The following is a 341-nucleotide window of genomic DNA, read 5'->3' on the forward strand; positions in this document are numbered from 1 at the left end:
AACGATGGCGCCATCAAATGGAAATATGAGCCAAAACAAAACTACGATGAAACTGTACCAGTCATGTGCTGTGATACCGTTAACCGTGGTCTGTCTTACGGCGATGGCAAAATCTTCCTGAACCAGGCTGATACCACTCTGGTGGCATTAGATATGGAATCTGGTGAAGTTGTCTGGTCTGACAAACGTGATGATCCAAAAGTTGGCGCAACCAGCACCGCTGCAGCGCACGTCTTCAAAGATAAAATCATCGTTGGTATTTCAGGTGGTGAATTCGGTGTTCGTGGTTATGTACAAGCGTATGACTTAGACGGTAACGTGCAGTACAAAGCGTACAGCAC

The 341-nt window shown here is 46.3% G+C and carries 1 protein-coding gene; it reads left to right on the top strand.

The features are described 5' to 3' along the window. The coding region (locus tag LGT40_RS16730) for an outer membrane protein assembly factor BamB family protein (RefSeq protein ID WP_226069653.1) at nucleotides 1–341 on the top strand (341 nt) is incomplete at both ends.

Source organism: Methylophaga pinxianii (genome assembly GCF_020447225.1).
Classification (GTDB): Bacteria; Pseudomonadota; Gammaproteobacteria; order Nitrosococcales; family Methylophagaceae; genus Methylophaga; species Methylophaga pinxianii.